Annotated in this window: 17 protein-coding genes; all 17 read right to left on the bottom strand. The window is 58.6% G+C overall.

Annotation, left to right across the window (positions count from 1 at the left end):
• Nucleotides 1-11: 11 nt before the first annotated feature.
• A complete protein-coding gene (locus tag ATY76_RS32210) occupies nt 12-986 on the bottom strand; it encodes an ABC transporter permease (protein ID WP_050577727.1) in 975 nt (324 codons plus the stop codon).
• Nucleotides 983-2,536, bottom strand: a complete 1,554-nt coding sequence (locus tag ATY76_RS32205) for a sugar ABC transporter ATP-binding protein (RefSeq protein WP_088678654.1) — start codon at nt 2,534-2,536, stop codon at nt 983-985. The genes ATY76_RS32210 and ATY76_RS32205 overlap by 4 nt, the downstream gene beginning before the upstream one ends.
• An 89-nt stretch (nt 2,537-2,625) precedes the next feature.
• On the bottom strand, nt 2,626-3,768 hold the full coding sequence (locus tag ATY76_RS32200) for an ABC transporter substrate-binding protein (RefSeq protein ID WP_013984694.1): 1,143 nt from the start codon (nt 3,766-3,768) through the stop codon (nt 2,626-2,628).
• Between the two features lie 49 nt (nt 3,769-3,817).
• Nucleotides 3,818-4,714, bottom strand: a complete 897-nt coding sequence (locus tag ATY76_RS32195) for an alpha/beta hydrolase (RefSeq protein ID WP_004129697.1) — start codon at nt 4,712-4,714, stop codon at nt 3,818-3,820.
• Entirely contained in the window at nt 4,711-5,094 is a 384-nt protein-coding gene (locus ATY76_RS32190; RefSeq protein WP_004129699.1) for a hypothetical protein, read from the bottom strand. The genes ATY76_RS32195 and ATY76_RS32190 overlap by 4 nt, the downstream gene beginning before the upstream one ends.
• A 79-nt stretch (nt 5,095-5,173) precedes the next feature.
• On the bottom strand, nt 5,174-5,602 hold the full coding sequence (locus tag ATY76_RS32185; RefSeq protein WP_004129705.1) for a carboxymuconolactone decarboxylase family protein: 429 nt from the start codon (nt 5,600-5,602) through the stop codon (nt 5,174-5,176).
• 91 nt (nt 5,603-5,693) lie between these two features.
• Nucleotides 5,694-6,581, bottom strand: coding sequence for an NAD(P)-dependent oxidoreductase (locus ATY76_RS32180; protein WP_013984693.1), 888 nt, complete (start codon nt 6,579-6,581; stop codon nt 5,694-5,696).
• 88 nt (nt 6,582-6,669) lie between these two features.
• A complete protein-coding gene (locus ATY76_RS32175; protein ID WP_013984692.1) occupies nt 6,670-7,353 on the bottom strand; it encodes a GntR family transcriptional regulator in 684 nt (227 codons plus the stop codon).
• A 423-nt stretch (nt 7,354-7,776) separates the two neighbouring features.
• On the bottom strand, nt 7,777-8,694 hold the full coding sequence (locus ATY76_RS32170) for a LysR substrate-binding domain-containing protein (protein ID WP_013984691.1): 918 nt from the start codon (nt 8,692-8,694) through the stop codon (nt 7,777-7,779).
• Nucleotides 8,695-8,737: 43 nt separating this feature from the next.
• The gene (locus ATY76_RS32165) at nt 8,738-10,354 is read right to left on the bottom strand and encodes a ribulokinase (RefSeq protein WP_004129717.1); all 1,617 of its coding nucleotides are present in this window, start codon (nt 10,352-10,354) and stop codon (nt 8,738-8,740) included.
• 7 nt (nt 10,355-10,361) lie between these two features.
• Complete coding sequence (araD, locus tag ATY76_RS32160; RefSeq protein ID WP_013984690.1) at nt 10,362-11,066, bottom strand: L-ribulose-5-phosphate 4-epimerase AraD; 705 nt, start codon at nt 11,064-11,066, stop codon at nt 10,362-10,364.
• A 10-nt stretch (nt 11,067-11,076) separates the two neighbouring features.
• Complete coding sequence (rbsC, locus tag ATY76_RS32155; protein ID WP_013984689.1) at nt 11,077-12,051, bottom strand: ribose ABC transporter; 975 nt, start codon at nt 12,049-12,051, stop codon at nt 11,077-11,079.
• Nucleotides 12,044-13,579, bottom strand: coding sequence for a sugar ABC transporter ATP-binding protein (locus tag ATY76_RS32150; RefSeq protein WP_013984688.1), 1,536 nt, complete (start codon nt 13,577-13,579; stop codon nt 12,044-12,046). Before ATY76_RS32150 ends, rbsC begins: the two co-directional genes overlap by 8 nt.
• 59 nt (nt 13,580-13,638) lie before the next feature.
• Entirely contained in the window at nt 13,639-14,589 is a 951-nt protein-coding gene (locus ATY76_RS32145; RefSeq protein ID WP_234705230.1) for a sugar ABC transporter substrate-binding protein, read from the bottom strand.
• A gap of 218 nt (nt 14,590-14,807) precedes the next feature.
• Nucleotides 14,808-15,212 (bottom strand): cupin domain-containing protein, encoded by a 405-nt coding sequence (locus ATY76_RS32140; RefSeq protein WP_088678653.1) that lies wholly within the window; start codon nt 15,210-15,212, stop codon nt 14,808-14,810.
• Nucleotides 15,212-15,679 (bottom strand): cupin domain-containing protein, encoded by a 468-nt coding sequence (locus ATY76_RS32135; RefSeq protein WP_004129736.1) that lies wholly within the window; start codon nt 15,677-15,679, stop codon nt 15,212-15,214. The genes ATY76_RS32140 and ATY76_RS32135 overlap by 1 nt, the downstream gene beginning before the upstream one ends.
• A gap of 9 nt (nt 15,680-15,688) precedes the next feature.
• Nucleotides 15,689-17,191 (bottom strand): aminoacyl-histidine dipeptidase, encoded by a 1,503-nt coding sequence (locus ATY76_RS32130; RefSeq protein WP_013984685.1) that lies wholly within the window; start codon nt 17,189-17,191, stop codon nt 15,689-15,691.
• Nucleotides 17,192-17,228: the final 37 nt, after the last annotated feature.

The following is a 17,228-nucleotide window of genomic DNA, read 5'->3' as shown; positions in this document are numbered from 1 at the left end:
TTCCTTACTCCTCACGCGACAGTGCGGCGGCTGATGACGAAGACGTTCACGAGAAGTGACCCAACGAGGATCAGGCCAAAGGCCATTTGCGTGACGAAGCCGGAAACCGTCCCGAAGTTGAAAGTGGACAGAAGATACGAGATGAGGAACATGTTGATCGCGCCGAGCGTCGAGCCGAGCGCACCGCCGCGGCCCCCGGAGAGACTAGCTCCGCCAAGGACCAGCGCCGTCACCGCTTGCAGCGTGTAGGTGCTGCCCTGGGTCGGGTCGCCGGATGAGATCAGCGCGGTGTAGCTCAATGCGGCCAGCCCGGCAAAAACGCCGCCGACCGTATGGGCGATGATGCGCACGACGTCGACCTGCACACCGCTGGTATAGGCCATCCGCTCGTCAGCGCCTGTCATCCGCAGGTTGCGGTAAAACATCGTGCCCCTCAGGACGCCCCAGATTGCGAAAGCGCCGAGCAGAAGCAACAGGACAGGCGAAAATATGCTCGTTCCCGCGCCCCAGCTTAGCATCCAGTCTGGAGCGACACCGCCGGGACGCGACATGACCATCAGGTTGACGCCCGACAGAACGAGGAAACCGGAGAGCGTGACGATGATGGGCGCGACGCGCACATAGATGATCACAAGTGCTTGCACCAGCTGGAACGCTGCTCCCAATCCCACCGCCCAGGCAATGATGGCCAACGGGTGCGTGATGCCGTTGCCGACCAGCCACGTAATGAGCGTGACGTTGACGAAGCCCATGAGCGGGCCCACGGAAAGGTCCACCGCTCCGCGGCCCGCCATGACGATCGGTGTTATCGCGAGCGTGGTCAGGATCAGCGGCGTTGCAACCAGAATGGCTCCGGCCAGACCATTGTTCGTGAACAGACCCTGGCCCCGGAAGGCGACAGCGCAAAGGAGGACGAGGAAAAGCCCGGCCGGAACGAACAACGAGCGGTCCTGCGTGACTTGACGGAAAGCGGTTACGGACATCATGCGGTCCTTTCCAGATCGAAATCAACGGAAGCGTCCCGGGCTTTCCCGAACATAGCGGCGAGGATTGGTGCCTCGGCGATTTCCTCGCCGGTCAGGGATCGAAACAACGTTCCCCCGAAGAACACGTCGACGCGATCGGCAAACCCGATGAACTCCTCGATCTCACTCGAGACGTAGATGACACTGCCGCCTTTTTCAGCGAACAGACGTAACTCCCGGTAGAGGTCACGCTTAGTGCCGAGATCGACACCGCGCGCGGGGTCATTCAGGAGGATGACTTGGGGATCGTTTGCGAAGGCGCGCCCGATAAGCACCTTCTGCTGGTTGCCGCCCGACAGTGAGGTGATCCTGTTCGACGGGCTGCCGATCTTGATGCGCAGACGATCCACTTCGCGCTTAAACATGGATTTCAGCGTGGGCTTGCGGATCACGCCCAGGGGTCCGAGCGTCTTCCTGTAGACACCGATGGCGAGGTTTTCGAAGATGCTTTGTTGCGGGAAGATACCCTCGCGCTTGCGATCCCCGGAGACGTAGGAAACACCGAGCTTCGCCGCATCGTCGAGCGATTGCAGCGCGATCATCTTGTCCGTATCAACCGAGCGGACCTTCACCTCGCCACCGAACGGCTGGATGATGCCGGCCAAGACGCGGATAAAAGCGTCCTGCCCCTGCCCATCAAGCCCGGCTACGCCGACGATGCTCCCATTGGGAAGGTCGAAATCGAATAGGCGCGCCGACCTGTGCGCGGCGAGACCCGTCGCGGTTAGTATGAGAGGGGCCGATAGCGCCTTCTTTCGGGAGGCGTATTCTGTCGCATCGCTGGCGCGCCGATCTGCCGGCGTCATCATGGACAGCAGGTTTTCCTCGGTAATCTCATCCTTTCCGAGCGTACCGACAGTTATCCCATCACGCAGGATCGTCGCACGGTCGGCGATACGCACGAGTTCCGCGATCCGGTGGGTTACGATGAGGATCGTCGCGCCCTCGGCACGAAGGCGGTCGATTTCCGCGTGGAGCCGGAGGGTCGAGTCGAGGTCGAGCGCGGCCGAAGATTCGTCGAGGATCAGCACCTGCGGCCTGCGAAGAATAGCCCGTGCGATGACGATCCACTGTTTGATGCTGAGCGGCAGGCTGCCTGCCAGTTGATCGAGGTCTACGGATTTTCCAACGAGCCGCGCCAGGATTTCAGCTGCTTCGCTCCGCCGATCGCCGGTCGACTGCGAACGAAAGACACCGTCACGACCGACATAGAGGTTCTCGAATACGCTAGCCTCGTCAGCAACCAGGACTTCTTGGAAGATGGTGGTCAGGCCGACCCGCTTGGCGTCGACGGGCGAGGCAACCTTTTCACCCAGGATCGTGACCTTGCCTGCGTCCGGGTGCAAAACGCCCGACATGATCTTGGCCATCGTGCTCTTGCCGCTGCCGTTTTCGCCAACGATGGCGTGCACCTCCCCGGCGCGGGCCTCGAAGTCGCACTTCTTGAGTGCCTTCGTCTCCCCGAACGCCTTGGCGACATCTACCATTCTGACTGTTATCTCGCTGCCCATCGCAGACCTCCCACCCGCAACGTCCGCCAAGGCGGCTTTTACGATCTTCCAACGGTCGCCCGGCAGTTAAGCCACCGGGCGGATCCGGCTTACTTGGCTACCGGCTTCCAGGGATCGGCAGGACGCTCGAAGTACTGGTCGGCAATCGCACTTGGGAACCATCCGTCCGCCTTCGGTTCGACGAAATCCGTCGAGTTCACATCGCAATCCTCGGGGATCGAAGCGCGAACGTCATCGATGGTGAACGGCAGGACAGGGCGCAGGAAGGACTGTACCTTCGGCCCCTGCCCTTCGAGCGTGCGAAGCATGATCTCCCACATCTGCTGCATCTCGCGGCGCGGCGGCCAGATATGGAAGCCAGCATCGACCCATTCTGGATTCTGGCGCCAGTAACATGCCGCCGAAGCCTCGCCGCCCAGCGTAATGGGCACCATGTCACGACCCGACTGGAGCATGGCATTCAACACGCCGTTCTCCTGCGCGCCCTGTGTCAGGATACCGTCAATCTGAATGGGGTTCGTCGCCAGAAATTTCTGCACCTCGACCTGTGCTACCTGGTCGGTCCACTTGCCAGCCACTTCGCCGACAATCTTGATGTCGGGATACTTTGCCAGCGCTTCTTTGGCGGCCTTGTCGAAGCTGTCGGATGAGGCGAAGCCAGGGATGCCCGACACGAGAAGCACGTTGCCTTTCTTACCGATCTTGTCTGCGAGCCAGGTCGCCATCTCGCCGCCGCCCTGCGCGTGATTGGCAGCGCCGTTGATCGCGTAAGGCGACGTCACGTATCCCGAAAACGAGAAGACAGGAACGCCTGCCTTATAGGCGTACTCAATCGTCTGGTTGAGAGCGGTGACGTTCGAGCAGCAGATGATGATGGCATCAACACCATCATCAACCATCTGGCGCATCTGCTGGATCTGGACGGCGTCCTTGAGGTCGGACTGGGTGACCACGACTTCAGATACGAGCCCCGCTTTTTTGGAGCGCGGCAAGAGGTCATTCATGACGGCATCGAGGGCCGCTGCGCGCCACGTATTGCCGGCATAGCTACTGGCGTAGCCGATCTTCCAGGGCGGTCCCTTCTTCGGTTTGAAGTCCTTGTAGGCACTCGCTCCGAGCGGAACCTGCGGGTCGACGACCTCGTAGATTTTCTTCTCGTTGGCGGGGAGCTGGTCGACGCCGTCAGCCCAGGCCGTGGTCGTCAGGGCGCTGACCGCGATCAGCGCCCCCATGGTTCCGGTTAAACTCCGTCTCATTGGATGCTCCTCCCAAGAGATTGTTTCAGGCGACTTTCGCCCTGGTTGCGGATGCCTGCCGGATTTCCTCGAGGATCGGCAGCAGGTATTTTCTGAACTCGGTGTAGTCTTCGGTGACCGGGAAATGACCGAGCTTCTCCATCGTCCAGAACTTGCTGCCCTTGACGAGATCGGCGGCGATCTTGGTGTCGGCCGGGGAGGTATTCGGATCGTATTCGCCCGTCAGGAAGTACAGCATGCACTTCGACGTATCGATCTTGCTCGCCTCTTCGGGTGAGACATTGTGGTCGTAGTAGTAGTAATAGAGGTCACCTGCGAAGACGCCCGGACCGCCGCAGCTATATTCCCACTGGATTTCGCGGACATTGGCTTCTGGTGAGTAGGGCGAGATATTGAGCATCATGGCCGCGCCGATGGAGGTGCGGTTCACGTTTGGGTTGTCGAATTCTTTCCGAATGCCTGCCATGCCGACATCGACATATTCGGCAGCCGAGCGCAGTGCCCCTTCGACGGAGATGGTAGCGCGGAAGTTGTCGGGGTAATTCGACGCCAGATCGATAGCAAGATGTCCGCCCATCGAGCTACCCATATAAACGGGGCGGTCCAGACCAAGGGCTTTAGAGAGTTCCAGTTGGAAATCCATCATGAACTTCTTGGTCATGTTGTACTCTTTCTCCCACCAGCGAACGCCGTGTGGAGGAAGAGACTTCCCGTGATAGGGCAAGTCGAACGCGATGACGCGGAAGTTCTTGGTCACGTCTTCGTCGCAGAGCGTGTGGCGGTACTGGCGGCCGTCGGAGCCCGCCGTATGACCGACAAGCAAGGGAATGCCCTCTCCGGCTTCCTCGTAATAGACGCGATATTCGATGCCTTCGATCGTCAGGTAGACGTAACGGCCCGTGATTGGATCATGCCTGGTCATGCTGCTACTCCTTCCGGGCGGGCTTCGCGCATCAGGTTCGTCATGCGATTGAGCGCAGGGAGATACGCGAAGGTTTCGTTATTGTTGCTAAGGAACAGACCGTGTTTGATGTTTGACGACTGCAGGCACTGATAAAACGGCCGCGGCTTCTTCTGGAGAAGCGCGTCCCACTGTTCACCCGTGCCCCGGATGACGATCTTGCACTTCTCGTCGTCGTAGGCGGCTTCTTCGACCTTCACCATCTTGCCGTCTTCGAAGTGGAGTGCGACGCTGCGGCTAGGAAAATCGCATTTGATAATGCCGTTGAGATAACGGGTTTCGCGCTTGAACTCGAAGTCCTCCAGCGCCAGTTTTTTGAACTTCTCGAGATCGATGGCCAAGTTCGGCTCCTCCCTGGTTAAAACGGCGCGGCCGATCCACGCCTTTCAAAATTTTCCGCCACGCCCAGCGGCGGCGGCTTCAGATGCCCATTTCGTTGAAGACCTCCTGGGCGTTTCGGAAGCTGTCGATGCCCGCCGGTACGCCGGCGTAGATCGCGACCTGCAGGAAAATCTCCTGGATTTCCTCCTTGGTGAGGCCGTTGTTGATCGCGCCGCGCACGTGCCCCTTGAGCTCATGCGGACGATTGAGAACGGAGATCATGCCAAGGTTCAGAATGGACCGCGCGCGCCTGTCGAGGCCTGGTCGATTCCAGATCTCGTTCCAGCAATACTCAGTGACGAGCTGCTGCATAGGCCAGGTGAAGTCGGTCGCCTTACCGAGTGCTGCGTCGACATAGGCATCGCCCATGACTTCACGACGCGTCGCCAGCCCTTGAGCGAACTGTTTCGAAGGGACAGGCCGCTCCTTGCCGTGTGTTTTCACTTTCGTTTCTTTCGTGGCGGTCATTCGACAACGCTCCTAGCTTTACTGTCTATGACAAGATCAACTGATTGTCCGACAATCTGTCTGTTTCGCCCGAATTCGCGAGTTTCCGGGGCTAATTGTGATCTTCGACGTATCGGATGATGCGGGTGTGGTCCTCGGATGGGCCTAGCGCCTTCTGTGCAGCATCCCAGGCGTCTGCCGTGCTGGCGAGAGCATCGAGGCGAAGACCAAGCGTCTTGGCGAGATCGGCGGCGATGCGGATATCCTTGGCCATCAGGCCAATGGCAAATCCCGACCCGAACGTCTCAGAGAGGATGAACTGCTTCATCTTCACTTCGGTGGCGTTGTTCTTTCCAGACGACGAGTTGAGAATATCGACGATCGTCGCCGGCTCCAGGCCGAAGGCACGTCCAAGAAGGACACCCTCGATCGCCGCCAGCACACCTGCACCGGATACGAAGTTGTTAATCGCTTTCATCGCGTGACCCGAGCCAACTGGCCCCGTCCGGAACACCTGTTGTCCCACTGCCTTCAGCAGCGGCTCGGCCTCCTCGATATCAGCATCCTCCCCACCGGCCATGATTGTCAAGGTGCCGGAAACGGCGCGCTTGACGCCTCCGGAGACCGGGGCGTCAACCAGCCGAAGGCCACGAGAAGCAAGTTCGAGACCGAGTTCCCTTGTGTCGTTTGGAGCAGACGAACTCATGTCTATGACGACGGCATTCTGCTTCAGGCCGCCACAGGCGTTTTCGCCCAGCAGCGCCTCGCGCACGATCTTGCCGTTCGGAAGCATGGTGATCACGAAACTGGCCCCGACCATGGCGTCAGAAATCGTTTCGGCGGCTCGCCCGCCCGCATCAGCGAGCTTTATCTTGGCGTCTTCCGAGAGGTCGAAACCGACGACATCGAAGCCCGCCGAAATGAGATGTTGAGCCATAGGTTGGCCCATCGCGCCCAGCCCTATAAAGGCCACGCGCGTTGCGTTGAGTGTCGATGGCATTTTTTCCTCCGGACGCATGCGAGCAATGAAACCCGCCTTCCTTCAGAGAGGATTAAAAAGATTATCAGACAATCTGTCAATCGAAATTTTAAGTTTCTGGCGCTGCGTTCTTCCGGAGGTATTCAAGTGCGACCTTGGCAGCCTGGTCGATATGGAATTTGCAGGCCGCCGCCGCCAACGGCCCGTTGCGATTCTGGATTGCGTTCGCAATATCCCTAATTTCGGCAATGCTATGCGCAAGCCGTCCCGGTTGCGTCATGGTTGTCATTCGAAGGAGATTTATCCGATTATGCAGAGCTGTCAGCATTTGCCTTACGAACACGTTTTTGCTGCCGTCCATCAAACAGTTGTAAAACGCGTTTTTCGCATCTATGAGGCGCGCACCGACGCCACTTTCGGCAGCGGCTTCGAATTCGACCACTGCGGCTTGAAGTTTCGCTATGTCGGCGGCAGTGCCATGCTCAGCGAACTGCTGACCCGCGAATCCTTCAAGAAGAGCCCGAACAGTATAGAGTTGCTGCGCTTCCTCGTAAGTGATCGTACTGACGACCGGCCCCTTATGGGGATAGCTTGTGATGATGCCTTCAGCTTCGAGCTGTCGCATTGCCTCGCGAACCGAGGTCCTGCCGACGCCCAGCATTTCGCAAAGTTCTCGCTCTACCAGTCGCTGGCCGGGCTTAAATCGCCCACTGGCTATCGCCTGACGCAGAGTCTCCTCAACTTTTACGCGCAAAGTCGCACTTTGTCTGGATATCTGTAGGTCCGTCTGCATCGCCCGCCAACACCTGTAATCGGCTCACGCCGCGCTAAATCATTCTCTACATATGGAGGCATTCGCTCTTAATATCAATCCAGATTGTCTGAGAGCTGCCAGTCTCAGTTGATCTCTTCGCCACAGCTTTGCCTGCTCGTCGTGTCTGACAGCCATAGACTTGCGGGCTCTTAACTCGCGGATAGCGCCGCCGGGAGCGCGATCTGACACGGTCCTACAGCTATGGCCTTGAAGTCGTCAGCGCAGAGACTGGTGAGAAGGACAGTAGACGGCGCATATCGTGCTCGGTGGCCGCTCGCCTCGCAATCGCAAAAACTTCAAAAAATCTCGAGGCATGGCTAAGAGAAGGTTGGGCATCACGCATATTGCTGTCTCGGCGTTTCAAAGAACGCCGGACGATCTTGCTGCCCGTCAGAGGTTCGATCAGCCTCGCGCCCGCATTTCAGCCGAGGCAGTGTCTTCAAGCCATACGTTTTCGAGCCATTGCTTGAACGCGTTGACCTTTTCTGATCTGAGCCGCGAGCGGACATATGTGAGCGTGTGGCAACGAAGGTTGGGGCCTGTCATCCCGAACGGAAGGACGAGGTTACCTCTTTCCACATCCCGTTCAAGAAGCCGGTAGCTCTCCAGGCACACGCCGCGTCCTTCGACAGCGGTCGCGATCGCCATAAACGCATCGCGAAATCGAGCGCCGCGATTGACGTCAATCGCCAAGCCGTGGTCCTTCGCCCATTGTTGCCAGCTGTAAAGCGTCTGCTCCGACTTGATTAAGGTGTGGCCCACCAGATCCGATGGCTTGCGTATGGGCCGCTCGCCATTCGCCACCTCGGGAGAGCAGGCTACGACGATTGTCTCAAGGGGGAACTCCTCCGCCGCGATAGAGCCCAGTCGAGGAGCGCTGCCGTAGCAGATATCGACATCGACCGAGCCATCGGACAATTTTGCAGGATCCGATGTAGACAGAAGCCTGATTTCGATCGAGGGATACAATTCTTCGAACCGAGGCAATCTTGGCATAAGCCATAGCGAAGCCAGACTTGAAGCACAGCCGACGCTCAGGACGTCGACGCTGTTGCGCCGGCACACCTCATCGGTCGCCTGCTCAATCATCGAAAGCGCTTCTGAAAGATCACGGTGGTATCGCTCGCCAATCTCGGTGAGCGACACGTTCCTTCCAATGCGGTGAAAGAGTTTTTCCCCAAGGTCGTCTTCCATCAGCCTGATTTGGTGGCTGATCGCCGACGGAGTAAGCTGCAGCTGAGCAGCAGCCTCGAGAAATGAACCCTTTCTGCCGGCTGCGACGAACGACTGTATTGCACGAATGGATGGAAGTGACGTCATCACGTTCTCGATCCATAGACATCTGATCTAAGAGCACAGCGGGTCATAGCAATGCTACCTTGCGCGCGGCACGGTGGCCAAACTCGGACCGAATACTCTCACCTGCAGCAATCCGCTTGATGTCTCCGAGAACTTGCGAGAAGTTTGCGAGGCTCGAGGTGCCAAAGCCCATATAGACCTGCTTGAACAGCTGATAGAGGGTCTCATAACGTCCGCGCGTGCTCGGATCAGGCTCAAACTTTCTGTAGCCCACGCACATGGCTGCCTGAGCGCTCTCGATTGATCCATGATCTTTGGATGCAAGAGCGGCGAATATTCCCGAACCGAGACCGGTCGGAATACCGTCGGGGACCAATATGGGCTTGCCTATAACATTGGCGTAGATCTGGTTGAGGATGTCGTTCCTTTGCGGGATACCTCCCCCATTAATGACGCGGTTGACTGGAACGCCGTGCTGCTCCATCCGCTCCAGGACAACCCGTGTGTGGAAAGCCGTACCTTCAATCGCGGCATACAGTTCGTCCTGCGCTGTATGGCCGAGATGCCAGCCAAGCGTCATTCCACCAAGGTCGGAGCGGACGAGAACCGTCCGGTCCCCGTTGTCCCAGGGGAGACGCATCAGACCGGTCTTTCCGCCTTCGATGCTTTCCAGGCCTTCAGCGAGCCTGGACACCGTCGTGCCGGCACGTCGTGCTATTGCATCGAACAGGTCGCCTGTCGCAGACAGGCCTGCCTCAACTCCCACAAGGTCTGGATGTGCACTCCCTGGGACGACGCCGCAAACACCGGGGATTAGCTTCACACGTTCACTAACGGCAATGATACAGGTCGACGTACCGATCACATTGACGACGTCCCCCAGGCGGCAGCCAGCGCCAATTGCATCCCAATGGGCATCAAACGCACCCGTGGGAACTGGTATCCCGGGGGTCAGGCCGAGTCGTTCGCCCCAGTATGTGCTGAGCCCACCTGCGATCGAAGCAGAGGTCTGATATGTTCCGCCAATCTTCTCGCGCACGCCGTCGAAAAGCGGATCGACGCGGGACAAGAAAGCCTGCGAGGGCAAGCCACCCCATTTCGGGTTCCACATCCACTTGTGTCCCATGGCGCAGACGCTGCGCACCATGCGAGCCGTGTCGGTCACTCCGGTGAGGACCGCGGCCGCCATGTCGCAATGTTCCACGGCGGTCCCAAAGCGCTCGCGCTGGTCGGGATTGTGGCGCATCCAGTGGAGAAGCTTGGCAAAGCCCCACTCGTGGGAATAGGTTCCGCCGCACCATTCAATTGCTTCAATGTGCATGTCGTGCGCCATCGCCGTTATCTCTTCGGCTTCCGCTTTGGCGCGGTGATCACACCAGAGGTAGTAGTCTCCCAAAGGCTGCATATTTTTGTCGACAGGCAACACCGAGGACCCCGTCGTGTCGACCGCAATCGCACGGATCTCCTTGGAATCTACGCCGCATTCGTCGATCACTCGATGCATCGCCAGCACAAGCGCTTCCATATGATCTACGTGGGACTGCGTTGCCAGGTCGGGATCGGAACGACGCCGCTCGAGAGGATATTCCGCGACGCAGGTTCCAAGGGAACCCTTCTCGGAATCAGCCAGCGTTACCCGCACGCTCAAAGTTCCGAAATCAACTCCTGCTACAATCGACATGATAATCCTACTTGGAACTGTCTGCCTGGCCGTAGGTCGCCGACTGGCCGTGCTTGCGTTGATAGTGGAGGTCCAGCAAAGCGTCGGAAATTTCTGGATCGTCCTGGTTCAGTTGCCGGGCGTGGAAGGCAATCTTGGCGACAGCCTCGAGCATCTCCGCGTTATGAACGGCGTCGGCTGCGTCCTTGCCCCAGCAGAAGGGACCGTGATCGTTAACCAGGGCTGCGGGGACGGAGAGCGGCGCATTGTTTCCGAGTGCCTCGACGATGACCTTGCCGGTGTTGCGGACGTAACCGTCTATGATTTCGTCGTCGCGCAGCTTGCGAGTAACGGGGATCGTTCCGTTGAAATAGTCGGCATGGGTCGTTCCCATGGCAGGGATACCCCGGCCGGATTGGGCCCACACCGTCGCGAAGAACGAGTGCGTGTGGACCACTGCACCGATAGACTTGAAGCTTTTGTAGAGTTCCAGGTGCGTATCGAGATCAGACGATGGTCGCAGCGTGCCCTCTAGGATATTGCCATCGAGGTCGGTTACAACGATATCTGCGACCTGCATTGCCTTATAGGAAACGCCACTCGGTTTGATGGCGACAACACGCTTCTCGCGGTCGATAGCGCTGACGTTACCGAACGTCGAGATGACAAGGCCGCTATCGTAGAGGGCGGCATTTGCATCAAGAACGGACTTGCGGAGCTCGGAATATTTCATCATCGTCTCCTCAGACCTTTTGGCGGCGACTGAAACGATCGGCTGCCACGGCGATCAGGATGATCGTGCCGATGACGACCTGGTGCCAGAAGGTGTTCACGTTGAGCAGGTTGAGCGCGTTGCGGACGACCGCCATCAAAACGGCACCTACGGCGGTTCCAAAAAGAGTGGCGCGCCCGCCGGACAAACCCGTTCCGCCGATAACCACGGCAGCTATGACATCCAGCTCGTACCCCTGGCCGGCTTCAGGCATGGCGGCTTCAAGGCGCGAGGTGAGCAGAACGCCCGCGAAGGCCGAGAGGACCCCGACCAGCACGTAAACGGCGATCTTGACCTTGTCCGTGGGGATGCCGACCAGCCGGGCAGCGTCCGGATTGCTGCCGATCGAGAGAACGAAACGGCCGAAACGCGTGTAATAGAGAAGGTAGAAGGCGATCGCGAAGACGATGGCGGTCAGAATGACCGGAACAGGAACACCGCCGGCATAGCTCTGGCCGATCATTCGGAAGGCGGGGTCGGAGGCTCCGACGATCGGAATACCCTGAGTGTAGACCATCACGATACCGCGGCTGATGACCATGATGGCCATTGTGGCGATAAAGTCCGTGATCCCGACCTTGGTGATCAGGATGCCGTTCACCAGTCCGATCACCGCACCGACCGCAATCCCGCCTGCGCATGCCAGAGGAACGGGATAGCCAAGCACAATCAGGTTTGCGGTCACAAGACCGCTCAGCGCGAGTGTCGAACCGACGGAGAGGTCGATGCCCCGCATCCCGATCACAAAGGTCGCTCCAAACGCGATTACGGCAATAGGGACCGCCTGACGAAGAACGTCAGTCAAGTTGCCGAAGGTGAAAAACCGCGGAGCGGCAAAGCCGAGCGCCACCAGAAGAACGACGAAGGCCAGATAAACGCCGGCATTGCCGCCGCTGCGTGCGAGCGTAAGGGGCGAGCGCGGGCGTGTAGCTGCAATATCAGCCATGGATACCTCCCTGAAGATGATGGCCTTGCGGCGGCCTCACCGAATGAAGAGCGAGTGTTTCTTCCTTGGAGGTCGCCGCATCGACGACCGCCGAGATCCGTCCTTCGAACATGACCGCGACCCGGTGACACAGTCCAAGAAGTTCCGCGTTGTCGGCGGACACCACGATGACAGCACAGCCGTCTTTCGCAGCAGCCTGGATGAGGGTGTAGACCTCGGCCTTGGCACGCACGTCGACGCCACGCGTTGGCTCCTCAAGCATGAGCACCTTTGGCCGGGTGAGCAGCCAGCGAGCAAGCATGACTTTTTGCTGGTTACCGCCGCTCAGCGATGTGATGTCGGCACCGGGGCCGTCGCATTTCACGCCGAGCTTGGCGATGTAGCCGGAGGCAATCTCGCGCTCCTTTTTCGGCATCAACGTGATTTTGCCGAGCGTTCGAAGGTTGGCGATAGAGAGGTTCCAGCCGACATTGTGTTGTGGAAAAATCCCCTCGGTTTTACGTTCGGCGGGCAAGAAGGCGACGTGTTGACGAATAGCGTCCGTCGGGTCCGAAATCGCCGCTTGCTTTCCGTCGATCAGAATCGAGCCGGTCTCATGCGGGATCTGCCCGAAGATCGCCCGCAGGAGCGCGCTCTTGCCTGATCCTTCGAGACCCGTGACGCCGAGGATTTCACCCTGGGCTACCGAGAAGGTGATGTCTTCGAAGACACCCCTTTTTGTCAAACCGCGAACGTCCAACGAGGGTTCGGACCTTGCCGGGACGCGGGGAGGAAACTGTTTTGCGAGAGAGCCGCCGATCATCGCACTGACGACCTTGTCTACGTCGAGCTCCGATACCGGCAGGTCTGCGACCGCGCTGCCATCGCGCAAGACCATCACGCGGCTGACGATGCCGAGGAGTTCCTGGATCCGGTGAGACACATATATGAGAGCTTTACCGGCCTGCTGAAGCTTCTTGATGATGGCGAACAGCTGTTTGCGTTCGACCTCCTCGAGCGCTTCGGTCGGCTCGTCCATGATGATGATGTCGGCGTTGCTGCTAATGGCTTTGGCGATCTCGATCATCTGCCGATGCGAGAGGCTAAGCTCTCGAACTGGCCTGTCGAGAGGTACGTCGACGCCTAACTCGCCCTTCAGGATACGCGAGGCGGCTGCCCGCATGGCCGAATGGTCAAGCGGTGATGCACTTGCACGCCCGTGGCGCAGCTCCCTGCCCGCGAATATATTTTCGGCGGCGTCAAAGTCCGGAAACAGGCTCAGCTCCTGGTAGATGATCGCGATGCCGGCCCTGGACCCGTCTTTGGGATTGTTCAGATCGACCACCTTACCTCTGACAGCAATGGTGCCTTCGTCGCGTGCATATGCACCAGAGAGGATTTTCATGAGCGTCGACTTGCCTGCGCCGTTCTCACCGACCAGGCCGAGAACCTCGCCGGGATTGAGTACGAGCTCGATGCCATCAAGCGCCTTCGTGTTGCCGAAGCGTTTGGCAATGCCTTTCATCTCGAGCAGCGGAGCGTTTGTCATTCAGGTCGCCCTTTTTGAGTGGGCGGCCCCGCGCGAGGCGGGGCCGCGTACTGTCACATCTACTTCTGCTGGACGTAGACGTAGTCGTTCTGATCGAAGGTCTTGATGTTCTTCGCATCGTAGGTTTTGGGCGCCACGAAGATCTTCTTCGGCAGGGCGGTGCCCTTCATCACGAACTCATCCACCGCTCGAATGATGTTGCGACCTTCTTCCTTGGCCCCGGTGTCGACCGTTGCTGCAAAGTCGCCGGTGAGGATCGCGTCGTTGGCTTCCTTCATATTTTCGTAGCCGACGATTGCCACCTTGCCGTTCAGCCCCTTAGCCTTGAGAGCCTGCAGACCGCCAAGGGCCATCTCGTCGTAGAGCGCGACGAGGACTTCGATATCGGGGTTGGCGGTGAACATGTTTTCAGTCACCGACAGGCCTTGGGCACGCACCCAGCCAGCCGGCTGCTGAGCGACGATTTTGAAGTTGGGGTGCTTCGAGATGACCTCGTTGAAACCCTTCATGCGCTGGCTCGTATGCGGACCGGGCAGGCCCTCCAGGATCCCGAGCTTGACTTCCTTGTCGCCATAGGTGTCAACCAGCCATTGCGCCTGCGCACGACCACCGTCACTCTGGTCGTAGCCGATATCGCTGACATAATATGGGTTGTCGGCGACGGGTGAATTGAAGAGGAAGATCGGAATGCCCGCCTCGGTGGCGCGCCGGATGGAGGGCAGCAACGCGCCTTCGTTGTATAAGGCAACCGCGATCGCATCCACACCGTCGTTAATCCAGGCTTCCATGGTCCTGATCTGGTCGTCCGTGGCAGACTGGCTGCTCGGAGCTTGCACGAGAAGCTGGATAGTGCCGTCGCCACCGCGCTTGTCGATTTCTTCTTTCACGCCAGCCAGAACACGCTGATAGTAGGTGTCCATCGCCGTCGGCAGGAAGCCGACCTTGAGCGGGCGGTTATCCTTCTTAGCGGGTTTGACTTCCTGGCCTGTGGGCTTGATGTCCTTGTCCATCAAGATGCCAGGAAACACCTTCGAATAATCCAACTGCTGTGCAAGCGCTGGGCTGAAGGAAAGCGAAGCGGTGAGCCCGAGAGCAGCACCGAAGATTGACGTCCGTCTGAAAATTGTCACATGATCCTCCCTGGTGGTGACAAGACAAAGTTTTCCCAACCGCGGAACGGGTCCGCGGCGAAGCTTGGCAATCTGAGATTCAAATCTTCGGCTTCGGCTTACAGTCCCGGTGCGATCGTGAAGACCATCCGGATCGGGTTGGAGCCGTAGTTTAGGCACTGGTAGCTGATGCCGCCGGGCAGGAAGAAAGACTCGCCGTCACGGATGTGAAAGGTTTCGTCGGTATCCGCCAAATAGAAGGTTGCGGGGCCTTGCAGAACGTAGAAGACTGCGTCCCCTCCATGGCTGTCGGGTTCGCTCGCGCGCGGTCCAACGCCACCCACAGGGATAGTCAGCTCTCCGACGTGCATGCAATCGTTGCTGACGCAGAACTGGATGAGAACGGGATGATCGCGGCCGGAGACGATGTTCAGACGATCGCTTTTTGCGACCTTCACCAGGTCGCCCCTCTTGCGCGCCTGAGCGCCGTCTACTGGATAGGCTCCGAGTTTCTCAAGGCTCATCACGCTCTCCCTTCGTGCTTATAGAGGCGCGTCGGCCCGTCATAGCCGGTCGGAGGGCCATTCTCGTCCCAGATACGCGGTGCGATGCAAAACAGGATAACTGCAGCCTTGTCGCTGAAGTTATAGCCGCGATGCGGAGCGCCCTTGGGGATAAGCACCGCGTCACCGGGTCCGAGTTCCTCTGTCTGCCCGGTTTCGGGGTTTAGGAGATGCACAACACCTTCGAGGACATAGTACACCTCGTCACCCGCGTGAATGTCGGCCGGGTCGAAGTTGCTTCCCGGCGCGAGCTGATAGATGCCAGTGGTCTGCTGGTCCGTGCTGGCGAGCAGGTAGTTGAGGTCGCTCGAGTACGGCTTCGTCCCCGTATAGATGAACATCTTGTAGCTATCGCGCGTCAGATGGACCGGCTTCTTTTCGCTGGGCGGATGTGGGAAATTGCCGAAGTAGCTTGGCAGTTTTGGCATTTTAGTACCTTAGGTCCGGAGTTCGCGGAGCAGCGACTTGAGAAGCCGCCAGGTCGGATCGACTGTCGTGTGGTTGAGGCGCTCGCGCGTGGTGTGGACGTCGAACGCTTCCGGTCCGATCGACAGCATGTCAATGTCAGGAACCTTCTTTCGAAAAAGGCCGAGCTCGAGACTGGAGTGAGAGACTTCCACATGTGGCTGCTCGCCGAACTCGCGCTCGTAAGCGGCTTTGGCAGCGTTGAGCATTCGCGAATGAGGATTGTATGGCCATTCCGGGCAATCCGCGAATGTCTCCACGCTCGCGCCGTTGCCGATGAGTTCTGACAGCTGCCGGATTTTGTCGACGATGTTGTAGCGACGGGAGCTGACGGCGCTTGGGACCGTATTGACGATTTCGATGGCCTCTTCATCGCTTGAAAGCAATGCCACGGTGTTGGAGCTCTCGACGAGGCCCTCGACTTGAAGGCTTTTGCTCTGGACGCCGTTGGGAAGTAGGTTCAGGGCATCGACCAGCGCCCGGGCGGACTGAGCCGAGAAGACTTCAGTAATCTGCCTCCCTGACTCGCTGACGGTGACCTTGAGGTTGGGATCGCTTGCTTTGTACTCAAGCGCAATCGAAGCCGCTTCCGCTTCAATTCTCTGTCTGAGATCGACAATCCGCGAGGCATCGATCGAAATGATCGCCTCCGCCTCACCCGGGATAACGTAACGGTTCACGCCACCCTTGACTTCGGCTACGCTGGCCCCAGCATCCCGGATGGCAATCCGGAGCAGCCGTCCGAGCTGGACGATCGCGTTAGCGCGTTCAAGATGGATGTCGAATTCGGAATGACCGCTGCTCAGGCCGGAGATCCGCAGCGAAAGGGCGGCCTGCCCCGAAACGCGCGGTTCCCACTGAACCGGAATCTTGAAGCGCACTGAAATATCGCCAGCGCAGCCTGCGAAAAGCGACTTGGGATCGTGCCAGTTCATGTCGAGAAGGCGCTTACCGCTAAGCTTTGTGCCGTCGAAGTGTTGTGCGCCGCCCTTGCCGACTTCTTCTTGAACCGTCAGGACGACTTCAAGCGGCGGATGCGGGATATCGTCGGATGCCAGCAACGACATTGCGAAAGCCACACCAACGGTGTTGTCCGCCCCAAGGGTTGTCCCCGTCCCATGGATGAAATCGCCGATAACCTGAAGTTTGATGCCTTCGTTCTCAAAGTCGTGGTCAACACCCTCGTCGCTCTCGCAGACGATGTCGGTATGCCCATGAAGAATGACGGTCGGCGAGTTTTCGTAGCCGGGTGTGCCCGGCTTCTTGATGAGGAGATTGTAGATCTCGTCCTGGTAAACCTCGAAGCCGCGTGCCCGGGCAAAATCGGCGATGTGATCGCTGACCTGCTTCTCGTTGTAAGAACCGCGCGGGATCGCACTCAGCTCTTCGAAAAAGCCAAAGAAGATCGCCGGTTCGAGACCAGCAAGAATAGAATTGTCGCGTTTATCTACAGTTTTTCCAGCGGGGAAACTCATTCGGCCCTCCTCCTAATACGGCATCTGCGCAATACTT

Origin of the sequence: Rhizobium sp. R339, assembly GCF_002211395.1 — a bacterium.
Lineage (GTDB): Bacteria > Pseudomonadota > Alphaproteobacteria > Rhizobiales > Rhizobiaceae > Rhizobium.
The sequence above is the reverse complement of the archived record's forward strand: the minus strand, read 5'-3'. Positions and strand labels throughout refer to the sequence as shown.

Coding starts and splice junctions, on each gene's coding strand:
- ATY76_RS32210 (WP_050577727.1), bottom strand. CDS start 986: ATGATGTCCGTAACCGCTTTCCGTCAAGTCACGCAGGACCGCTCGTTG.
- ATY76_RS32205 (WP_088678654.1), bottom strand. CDS start 2,536: ATGGGCAGCGAGATAACAGTCAGAATGGTAGATGTCGCCAAGGCGTTC.
- ATY76_RS32200 (WP_013984694.1), bottom strand. CDS start 3,768: ATGGGGGCGCTGATCGCGGTCAGCGCCCTGACGACCACGGCCTGGGCT.
- ATY76_RS32195 (WP_004129697.1), bottom strand. CDS start 4,714: ATGACCAGGCATGATCCAATCACGGGCCGTTACGTCTACCTGACGATC.
- ATY76_RS32185 (WP_004129705.1), bottom strand. CDS start 5,602: ATGACCGCCACGAAAGAAACGAAAGTGAAAACACACGGCAAGGAGCGG.
- ATY76_RS32180 (WP_013984693.1), bottom strand. CDS start 6,581: ATGCCATCGACACTCAACGCAACGCGCGTGGCCTTTATAGGGCTGGGC.
- ATY76_RS32175 (WP_013984692.1), bottom strand. CDS start 7,353: ATGCAGACGGACCTACAGATATCCAGACAAAGTGCGACTTTGCGCGTA.
- ATY76_RS32170 (WP_013984691.1), bottom strand. CDS start 8,694: ATGACGTCACTTCCATCCATTCGTGCAATACAGTCGTTCGTCGCAGCC.
- ATY76_RS32165 (WP_004129717.1), bottom strand. CDS start 10,354: ATGTCGATTGTAGCAGGAGTTGATTTCGGAACTTTGAGCGTGCGGGTA.
- araD (WP_013984690.1), bottom strand. CDS start 11,066: ATGAAATATTCCGAGCTCCGCAAGTCCGTTCTTGATGCAAATGCCGCC.
- rbsC (WP_013984689.1), bottom strand. CDS start 12,051: ATGGCTGATATTGCAGCTACACGCCCGCGCTCGCCCCTTACGCTCGCA.
- ATY76_RS32150 (WP_013984688.1), bottom strand. CDS start 13,579: ATGACAAACGCTCCGCTGCTCGAGATGAAAGGCATTGCCAAACGCTTC.
- ATY76_RS32145 (WP_234705230.1), bottom strand. CDS start 14,589: ATGGACAAGGACATCAAGCCCACAGGCCAGGAAGTCAAACCCGCTAAG.
- ATY76_RS32140 (WP_088678653.1), bottom strand. CDS start 15,212: ATGAGCCTTGAGAAACTCGGAGCCTATCCAGTAGACGGCGCTCAGGCG.
- ATY76_RS32135 (WP_004129736.1), bottom strand. CDS start 15,679: ATGCCAAAACTGCCAAGCTACTTCGGCAATTTCCCACATCCGCCCAGC.
- ATY76_RS32130 (WP_013984685.1), bottom strand. CDS start 17,191: ATGAGTTTCCCCGCTGGAAAAACTGTAGATAAACGCGACAATTCTATT.